Here is a 9,353-nt window from a genome sequence, read left to right as displayed (position 1 = left end):
GTTGGCGAAGCGCCGGACGGCGTTGGCGACCGCCGTCTTGTCCTCGTCGACCACCAGATCGCCGGGATAGACGGGCTGGGCATCGTCGGCGAGGCCGGCCGCGCGGCGGAACGCCGAGTTGATATAGAGGAACCGGCCGTCGCGTTCGGCGAGCGCCAGGCCCAGCGGCAACATGCCGAGCAGCGCGTGAATGTCCGCGCTGTCCGTCGCCCTACCGGACCCCGGAATTTCGTCGAGCAGGAAGAAGAGCAGCGGATCGCCCTCCTCGGACCCGGTCGGGATCGGCACCTGGACGAGCCGGAGCGGCGGTCCGCCCCCGCCTTCCCCCGCTATCCGGAGCGTGCCGTCCTCGCCGGTTTCGAGACAGTCGGTAAAGTCCCGCCCGCGCAGCCGTTCCTGGGTCGATCCGAGCGCCCGCTGGCGGAAGACCGGATTCGCCGCGATCATCCGTCCGCCGCCATCGACCAACACGCTCATCACCCCGGCGATGCCGAGCGCGCCGCCGGCCGTGCCTTCCAGCAGCCGCCGCGCCTCGCCGACCATGTCGGTCCCGGCCGCCGGCGTGAAGCGCCAGATCAGGTAATCGTCCTGCTCGCCGCCGCGTTCGACGATCGCATCATAGACGCCCTGCGGCGTCTTGAGCGCCGCGGCCGTGCCCCGGCCATCGCGCCAGGCGGTCCGTCCGGCGGTCGTCAGCCGCTCGATGCCCTCCGCACCGAACGGGAGCGCGGGCGGGGTCGGCGCGCCGCGAAAATCCTTCTCGAAAAGGCTGTTCGCGACGACGAGCAGCCCCTGCCGGTCGGTGACGGCCACCGGCGTCCCGGCGCCCTCGATCGCCGCGCGAATGAGCGCCCGGTCGGGCCCGCGCGCGGCGGCGGCGTCCGCCGGCCGGCGCCGGGTCGCGACGAGCGCGACGCCCAGCGCCGCGACGAACAAGGCGCCGAAACCGGCGGCGAACAGCGGGCTTTCGAGGAGAAACATCAGCAGGACCGCCGATCCGATGCCCGCCAGGACCACGATCGCGAGGAGCGTGCCGTCGATCAGCCGGCGCGCGGCGGGATGCCGGTCCCGGCTGTCGGGGGCGAGACTGGCCATCAGCCGATTTCCTCGCCATCGCCGCGCCCGTGCCGCCGCTTCCAGCGCCGCGAAACCCGATAGCGCCAGAACCAGTCGGCCAGCAGATAGGCGACGACGGCGCTGATCAGCGCGATGACGAGCAGTCCGCCGAGCAGCGCGGGCGCCGCGTCGGTCGCGAACCATGCGAACCATTCGGAAAGGCCGGCCTGGCGTTCGACGAGCGTCTGGAAATGGCTGGTATCGGCTTCGAGGCCGAACACCGAATTGCCGACGAATATCGCACCGATCAGGATGAACGGGGTGGTGACCGGGTTGCTCGTGAAGGTCGTCGCGGCGGCGACCGGGATATTGGCGCGGAACGGCAGGGCGAGGAGCGCCGAGGCGATCATCTGGATGCCCGGAACCATGACGAGAATGCCGACCACCATGCCTAGCGCCGCGCCGCGCGGCACCGAACGCCGGTTGAAGCGCCACAGATAGCTGTGCATGATCCGCGAGGCGAATGGCCGGATCAGCCGGTTGCGCGCCAACTCCTCGCGGCTCGGCGAATGCCGCCGCACCCAGCGCATGAAAGGTCCGCCCTCGCGTTTCGCGTTAGCCACGTTCGCGCAGCAGGCGGCCCTGTTCCCTCTTCCAGTCGCGCGCCTTTTCGGTGGCCCGCTTGTCATGCTGTTTCTTGCCCCTGGCCAGCGCCAGTTCGACCTTCGCCTTGCCTTTCGAATTGAAATAGATGGAGAGCGGCACGAGCGTCATGCCCTTGCGTTCCACCGCGCCGCGTATCTTGTTGATCTCGTGCGCGTTGAGCAGCAGCTTGCGCGGCCGCTTGGCTTCGTGGTTGAACCGGTTTCCATGGCTGAATTCGGGGATGTTGGAGTTGATCAGCCAGACCTCGCCGTCCTCGATATCGGCATAGCTTTCCGCGATCGCCCCCTCGCCGAACCGGAGCGATTTCACCTCGGTCCCGGTCAGCGCGACGCCCGCCTCGAATTTGTCCTCCAGCGCATAGTCGTAGCGCGCGCGCCGGTTCTCGGCGACGGTCTTGACCTTGTCGAACGTAGCGGGTTGCGGGCGCGCCATGGATCAGTCCTCTAGCAGCCCCGCATGACCGAGCGCTGAATCGACCGCGGCCTGCGCGTCCTCGGACGGCCAGGTCATCGGCAGGCGCAATTCGCCGGGAAAGCCGGGTCGCACCTTGGTCAGCGCATATTTGGCCGGTCCGGGCGAGGCGTCGGCGAACATCGCGCCATGCAATGGATAGAGACGGTCGTTGATCGCCAGCGCCTCCTGCGCATCGCCGCGCGCCCAGGCTGCCTCGAATTCGGCGCACAGCCGCGGCGCGACGTTGGCGGTCACCGAGATGCAGCCCGCGCCGCCCATCGCGAGATAGCCGAGCGTCAGATAGTCGTTGCCCGAAAGCTGGCAGAAATCGTCGCCGCAGGCCGCGCGCTGGGCGCTGATCCGGTCCATGTCGGCGGTTGCGTCCTTCACGCCGATCACCGACGGGAACTTGCGCAGCCGCCGCATCGTCTCGACCGAGATGTCCGATGCCGTGCGCCCCGGCACATTGTAAAGGACGATCGGCAGGTCGCAGGCGGCGATGATCGCCTCGAAATGGCGATAAATGCCTTCCTGGCTCGGCTTGTTGTAATAGGGCGGGACGACGAGACCGGCGGTCGCCCCGAGTTCCTGCGCCTTGCTCAAATTCTTGATCGCCGATCGCGTGTCGTTCGATCCGCAGCCCGCGATCACGGGCACCCGGCCGCCGGCCTGATCGACGCAGACACGCACGACCTCGAAATGCTCGTCGAAGCTCAGGGTCGCCGCTTCGCCGGTCGTTCCGCAGGGAACGAGGGCGCTGCTCCCTTCCTCGATCTGCCAGTCGATGAAGCTCCGATAGGCCGCTTCGTCGAACGTTCCGTCGCGAAAGGGTGTCACCAGAGCCGGAATCGACCCGCTGAACATAGATTTCTCCTTCACCTCCACATGTTTGCGCGGCATAGCACCTGCAAATCAGTGGGGTTCCATTCATCGCCAGATAAGGATTGTGCGCGCACTATGTCCAGCATGTTGAAAAAGACCTTTGCGCTCATGGTGATGGGCGCCGCCGCCCTGGCCGGATCGAGCATCGCTTCCGCCCAATCCCTGACGTCGGACCAGCGCGCCTGGTATGCGAGCCGGCTCGGCGTTTCGGGCGCCGGTTCGGTGGGCGCCGTACCGCGCGCCCACCCGCTCGGCGAGGCCATCCTGCAGTGGAACCGGCTCCAGCAGAGCGATTCCCTGCCCTTCAACGATTATGCGAGCTTCCTCGTGTCGCATCCCGGCTGGCCCGGCGAAGCGCGGATGCGGCGCATCGCCGAGAGCCAGATACCGGCCACCGGCGTCTCGCCGCGCTCGCTGACGGCATTCTTCGAACGGTTCGAGCCGCTTACGGCATCGGGCGCGCTGCGCTACGCCGAGGCCCTTTCGGCTTCGGGGCGCAACGACGAAGCGGCGCGTTTCGCGCGCCAGGCCTGGCGGCTGGGCTCGTTCGACCGGGATACCGCCTCTTCCGACGAAGCCGTGATCCTCTCGCGGTTCGCGGGCGCGCTGTCACCGGCCGATCATGACGCGCGGTTCGATCTCCTGCTCTGGCAGGACGATGTGTCCGCCGCCGCCCGGACATTGTCGCTGACCTCGAGCGCCCGCCGGGACGCGCATTCGGCCCGTTTGCGGCTGGCGACCGGCGCGGATGCCGAGGCCGGCGGTTCCGCCATGGGCGATCCGGGCTATGTCGCCGAGCGTGCGATGTGGCTGCGCAACAACGGCCGGTCTCTCGAGGCCCGTAACCTGCTGGCCAACCGGCCGGCGCTCCAGCACCGGCCGACGGACGCGGAGGAATGGTTCGAGGTGCTGCTGCTCAATGCGCGTGCCGCGGAGAACGACCGGCAATGGTCGCTCGCCTTCGCGATCGCCAGCAAGGTCGACGACGCGTTCGAGCCGGGCACCGATATCAGCGGCGAAGATCTGGGCGTGCGCGACGATTATACGAGCCTGACCTGGCTCGCCGGGACGACGGCGCTCTGGCAGCAGAACCGGCCGGCGGAGGCGATCGGCATGTTCGAACGCTATGGCCGCGCCGCGCGGACGCCGCAGACCCGCTCCAAGGGCCTGTACTGGGCCGGACGGGCGGCCGAGGCCGCCGGACGCCGGGACGAGGCGAACCGCTTCTACGAGGAAGCGGCCGTCTATTATGATTATTTCTACGGTCAGCTGGCGACCGAGCGGCTGGGCCGCGAATTGCGGCTGCCGCAGGTGACGCGCCAGGACTATGCGGCGCGTGCCGGCAACAGCCGGTTCGCCGAAAGCGATCTGGTCCGCGCGATCCGCATGCTCGGCGAACTCGGTGCCTGGGATACGCAGAGCCGTTTCCTGCGCGAGCTTACGGCGCAGATCGAAACCGAGGACGATCACCATTTCGCCGCCCAGCTCTCGGGCCAGATCGGCCGTCGGGACCTCGCCGTGATGACTCACCGCAGCGCGCGGGTGAACGGGTTCCATGCGACGGCCTATGGCTATCCGACGGTACCGATGCCGCGCGGCGCCGAGCGCTTCTTCACGCCGGTCCATGCGATCGCGCGGCAGGAAAGCCAGTTCGATCCGCGCGCGGTGAGCCATGCCGGCGCCCGCGGGCTCATGCAGTTCATGCCGGGAACGGCGCGCGAGGTCTCGCGCTGGATCGGGCGCGGCTACAGCCAGTCGGCGCTGACCAACGATCCCCAATATTCGATCCTGCTCGGCCGGGCCTATTATGAGAGCCTGCTCGAGCGCTGGCGCAACCATGTGCTGGCGGCCGCGAGCTACAATGCGGGGCCCGGAAACGCCAATCGCTGGATCCGCGCCAATGGCGACCCGCGCACGCCCGGCGTCGACATCGTTCGCTGGATCGAGGAGATCCCGATTTTCGAGACGAAGAATTACGTCCAGCGCGTGCTCGAAAACGCCGTGATGTACGATCTTCTCCATCCCGACCGCGCCTTCATGCCGCGCTCGAACATGCCGCTGTCGCGCTATCTCGGGAAATCCACCCCGGGATAATGCCGACCCGCGTCAATTACATCACGCCGGACGGTTTCGCCGCGCTGAAGTCCGAATATGAGCGGCTGTTCGGCACGGAGCGCCCGGAGCTGGTCGAGATAATCAGCTGGGCCGCGGGCAATGGCGACCGCAGCGAGAATGGCGACTATATCTACGGCCGGAAAAAGCTGCGCGAGATCGACCGGCGGCTGAGCTTCCTGTCGCGCCGCATGAAGGCGGCGCAGATCGTCGATCCCGCCGAACAGCCCGACAAGAGCCGCATCTATTTCGGCGCGACCGTGACCCTGGTCGACGAGGATGACGAGGAGCGGGTCGTCACTCTGGTCGGCGAGGACGAGGCCGATGCGTCGGCGGGCCGGATCAGCTGGGTGTCGCCGCTTGCCAATGCGCTCAAACGCGCGGCCGTCGGCGACAGCCGGACGGTCCGGCTGCCGGCCGGCCCCAAGGACTATGAAATTCTCGCCATCCGCTATCCGGAGCCGGCGCGCTAGAAGGCGATCCGTCCGTAGCGGTTGCGGGTGTGGACGAGCGCGGTCCGGATTTCGGCGTCGGTCAGGCGATAGTCGCGATCGGTGTCGGCCCAGCGCCGGAAGAAGATGTTGGCGCTGTCCGCATCGCCGCTGCGGATCTCGCCGCGCGGCCCGACCGGATAGTGATCGGTCACGAACTGCTGCCCCTCGCGCGTTTCCGACAGCCAGGGATCGAGCCGGCGCGCGCCGCTGCCGCGAAAGACGCTGGCGTAGCGCTCGGCATAGCCGTGATCGCCGCGATAGCCGTTGCCGCTGCGGTAATCGCGTCCGTAATAGCCGGAATCGGCGGAGGCCGACCGGTAGCCGCGGTCGTAATAGCCGTCATGGGCGCAGCCCGCGACGAGCAAGGCCGCCCCGAGCGATGCCGCGATTGTCTGAACTGCCCGGATCATGCTGTGTCTCCCGTTTCGGGGAATATCGCACAGGGCACCCGGCAATCGCAAACCGGGTGCATTCAGTCCTTCGGCTCTGTCCCCAAATGGGACGCCGCGAGATCGACGATCTGTTGGCGGGGTTCGGGCGGCTCCATCGACACATTCTCCGCCAGCCGGTCGGCGATATGGGTCAGCGCGGCGATCCGCGCCGCCCTCTTGTCGTTGCCGTCGATCGCCGCCCAGGGCGCCCAGCGCGTATCGGTCCGCGCGAACATGTCGTGGATCGCTTCCAGATAGTCCTTGCGCTTCGCCCGGTTGCGGAAATCGTCCTCGGTCAGTTTCCAGCGCTTCCAGGGATTGTCGAGCCGCTTGCGGAAGCGCTCGTCCTGCTCAGCCTGCGTCACATGCATGAACAGCTTGATGATCGGCGTGCCGCTGTCCTTCTGCTGCGCCTCGAACTCGTTGATCTCGTCATAGCCGCGGCGCCATTCCGATTCCGTGCAATAGCCCTCGACGCGCTCGACGAGCACCCGGCCGTACCATGTCCGGTCGAATATGTTGATCTCGCGATTGCCGGGCAGCTTGTTCCAGAAGCGCCAGAGGAAATGGCGCGCCCTGGCCTCGGCCGTCGGCGCGCCGATCGGCCAGACCTCGAAGAAACGCGGATCCCAGCGGCCCGTGAGGCGGCGGATCGTGCCCCCCTTGCCCGACGCGTCCCAGCCTTCGACCGCGATCACGGCGCGTTTGTCATTGGCGATATAGGCGGCCTGTATCTGCGCGAGCCGCTCCTGCAGCGCGACCAGCGTTTCGTCGTAATCGCCGTCGAATTCGGCGCCGGTTTCATAATCGGCGAGATTGATGGCCATGGAGTCCCCTCGTTCGATGCCCTGCCGCGGTTCCGCGCAGGAACCTTACACGGCGTTACGATATTGGCGAAGTGTTAAGGATTTCACGAGCGATCCGGGCCGGGTCCTGCATCGGCATGAAATGGGTGAATTCGGGCAGATAGACGTCGCGGGCGTCGGCGAACCGCTCGACGAGTCCCGGCCAGGTCGGCGAGCGGGTGAAATCGATCGTGCCGTCCCGGGTCCCCGGCGGCGCGCGCAATATGGCGACCGGAACCGCCACCTTCGCGACCACCGGATAGGGGTCGGCGCACAGCGACCCGGCATAGACCGACGCCTCGAGGATCGGCGGGCAGGCCAGCGCGAATCCCGCGCCATCGGTCCGGGGCAGCAGGCCATGCCGGCAATAGTCCATCAGGACGTCCGCCTGCCAGATCGCATAGGAGGGATGCTCCCTGAGCCGCTCGAACATCTGCTCGGGCGAATCCCAGACCGCCCGCCGCCGCGATACCGGATTGGCCGACGGATCGATCTCTTCGAGCTTCGGCGCATGTGCGTAGAGCGCGGGATCCATGATCACCGGATCGATCAGCACGAGCCGCGCGAAGCGGTCGTTCATCCGCGCGGCCATGCGGACGAGACAGTGCCCGCCCATCGAATGGCCGGCGCCGATCACGTTGCGCAGGTCGAGCCCCTCGACCAGCGCGATCAGCGGTTCGGCCGTGCGCGACCAGTCGGCCAGCGTATCGGGCTTGGCGCTCCGCCCATGCCCGGGAAGATCGACCGCGACGACCCGGTGTCCCGCCGGAAACGCCGCGACGACCCTGTCCCAGCAGCGCGCATGGAAGCCGGTCGCGTGCAGAAGCAGGATCGCCTGCCCCGCCGGATCGCCCCATTCGAACCAGCAGAGCCGGGAATCGCCCTCGCCGAAATAGTGCTCGGCCGGTTCGCTCATCCCTCTTTCGGCGGCTCAACGACGCGCAGGTTCAGCTCGCGCAGCTGCTTGAGGGTCACGTCGCTCGGCGCGCCCATCATCAGGTCTTCGGCCTTCTGGTTCATCGGGAACAGCACGACCTCGCGGATGTTCGGCTCGCCGGCGAGCAGCATCACGATCCGGTCGATGCCGGGCGCGGAGCCGCCATGGGGCGGCGCGCCGAACTTGAACGCGTTGATCATGCCCGAGAAATTCGCGTCGACCTCGTCCTTGCTATAGCCGGCGATCTCGAACGCCTTGTACATGATGTCCGGCCGGTGGTTCCGGATCGCGCCGGAGCTCAGCTCCACGCCGTTGCAGACGATGTCATACTGCCAGGCGAGGATGTCGAGCGGATCCTTGGTTTCCAACGCTTCCATCTCGCCCTGCGGCATCGAGAAGGGATTGTGGCTGAAGTCGATCTTCTTCAGTTCCTCGTCATATTCGAACATCGGGAAATCGACGATCCAGCAGAATTTGAAGACGTTTTCGTCGATCAGGCCGAGTTCCTCGCCGAGCCGGGTGCGCGCGCCGCCGGCGAGACGCACCGCTTCGGCTTCCTTGCCCGCCGCGAAGAAGACGCTGTCATCCTCGCCGAGCCCGAGTTCCTCGAGCAGTTTCGCCGTCTTTTCCTCGCCGTGATTGTTGGCGATCGGCCCGGAGGGCGCGCCGTCCTTGCGGTTGATATAGCCGAGGCCGGCGAAACCTTCGCCGCGCGCCCATTCGTTCATGCCGTCGAACCAGCGGCGGCCCTTGTCGCCGGTCTTCGGCGCCGGGATCGCGCGGACCACGCCGCCCGAGCCGACGATATTGGCGAACAGGCCGAAATCGGACCCCTCGAAATGCTCCGAGACGTCGCTGATTTCGATCGGATTGCGGAGATCGGGCTTGTCCGAGCCATATTTGAGCATCGCTTCGGCGAAGGGGATGCGGACGAAATCGGGATCGACCGTCCGCCCCTTCCCGTCCCAGTCGGCGAATTCCTCGAACACGCCGCGCAGCACGGGTTCGATCGCCTGGAACACGTCTTCCTGCGTCACGAAGCTCATCTCGAAATCGAGCTGATAGAATTCGCCGGGACTGCGGTCGGCGCGGGCATCCTCGTCGCGGAAGCAGGGCGCGATCTGGAAATAGCGGTCGAACCCGGCAACCATGATCAGCTGTTTGAACATCTGCGGCGCCTGGGGCAGCGCATAGAATTTGCCGGGGTGCACGCGGCTCGGCACCAGATAGTCGCGCGCGCCCTCGGGCGAAGAGGCGGTCAGGATCGGCGTCTGGAACTCGGTGAAATTCTGCTCGATCATGCGCTTGCGGATCGAGGAGATGACGGCCGAGCGGAGCAGGATATTCCTGTGCATGCTCTCGCGGCGCAGGTCGAGATAGCGGTATTTGAGGCGGATATCCTCCGGGTAGTCCGCCTCGCCGGCCACCGGCATCGGCAGCTCCTCGGCCGCCGATTGCACGTCCACCGCCTGAGCGC

Annotated in this window: 10 protein-coding genes; 2 read left to right on the top strand and 8 right to left on the bottom strand. The window is 67.0% G+C overall.

Annotated elements, in window-relative coordinates:
* The 4 genes from ACTS1X_RS03745 to dapA all read right to left on the bottom strand — a co-directional run.
* Positions 1-1,095 (bottom strand): PAS domain-containing protein (locus ACTS1X_RS03745; protein ID WP_442613038.1); only part of this gene is annotated, 1,095 nt, incomplete at its 3' end.
* Positions 1,095-1,679 carry a DUF2062 domain-containing protein gene (locus tag ACTS1X_RS03740; RefSeq protein WP_442613037.1) on the bottom strand — a complete coding sequence of 195 codons (585 nt, stop codon included), beginning with the start codon at positions 1,677-1,679 and terminating at the stop codon, positions 1,095-1,097. The genes ACTS1X_RS03745 and ACTS1X_RS03740, both read right to left, overlap by 1 nt.
* Positions 1,672-2,154, bottom strand: coding sequence for an SsrA-binding protein SmpB (gene smpB, locus ACTS1X_RS03735; protein WP_442613036.1), 483 nt, complete (start codon positions 2,152-2,154; stop codon positions 1,672-1,674). The genes ACTS1X_RS03740 and smpB overlap by 8 nt, the downstream gene beginning before the upstream one ends.
* Before the next feature lie 3 nt (positions 2,155-2,157).
* Positions 2,158-3,039, bottom strand: a complete 882-nt coding sequence (gene dapA, locus ACTS1X_RS03730) for a 4-hydroxy-tetrahydrodipicolinate synthase (RefSeq protein ID WP_442613035.1) — start codon at positions 3,037-3,039, stop codon at positions 2,158-2,160.
* A 93-nt stretch (positions 3,040-3,132) separates the two neighbouring features.
* Here dapA and ACTS1X_RS03725 point away from each other — a divergent pair, with 93 nt between their 5' ends.
* Entirely contained in the window at positions 3,133-5,151 is a 2,019-nt protein-coding gene (locus tag ACTS1X_RS03725) for a lytic transglycosylase domain-containing protein (protein WP_442613034.1), read from the top strand.
* Complete coding sequence (greB, locus tag ACTS1X_RS03720; RefSeq protein ID WP_442613033.1) at positions 5,151-5,642, top strand: transcription elongation factor GreB; 492 nt, start codon at positions 5,151-5,153, stop codon at positions 5,640-5,642. The genes ACTS1X_RS03725 and greB overlap by 1 nt, the downstream gene beginning before the upstream one ends.
* Here greB and ACTS1X_RS03715 read toward each other — a convergent pair.
* The 4 genes from ACTS1X_RS03715 to aspS form a co-directional block, all read right to left on the bottom strand.
* A complete protein-coding gene (locus ACTS1X_RS03715) occupies positions 5,639-6,073 on the bottom strand; it encodes a hypothetical protein (protein WP_442613032.1) in 435 nt (144 codons plus the stop codon). The two genes, greB and ACTS1X_RS03715, sit on opposite strands and share 4 nt — an antisense overlap.
* Positions 6,074-6,135: 62 nt before the next feature.
* Complete coding sequence (locus ACTS1X_RS03710; RefSeq protein WP_442613031.1) at positions 6,136-6,921, bottom strand: polyphosphate kinase 2 family protein; 786 nt, start codon at positions 6,919-6,921, stop codon at positions 6,136-6,138.
* Between the two features lie 55 nt (positions 6,922-6,976).
* Entirely contained in the window at positions 6,977-7,855 is an 879-nt protein-coding gene (locus ACTS1X_RS03705) for an alpha/beta fold hydrolase (protein WP_442613030.1), read from the bottom strand.
* The coding region (gene aspS / locus ACTS1X_RS03700; RefSeq protein WP_442613029.1) for an aspartate--tRNA ligase at positions 7,852-9,353 on the bottom strand (1,502 nt) is incomplete at its 5' end. The genes ACTS1X_RS03705 and aspS, both read right to left, overlap by 4 nt.

The sequence above is a fragment of the Parasphingopyxis sp. genome, assembly GCF_052168275.1.
GTDB lineage: Bacteria > Pseudomonadota > Alphaproteobacteria > Sphingomonadales > Sphingomonadaceae > Parasphingopyxis.
This window is presented reverse-complemented; position numbering and strand designations above follow the sequence as displayed.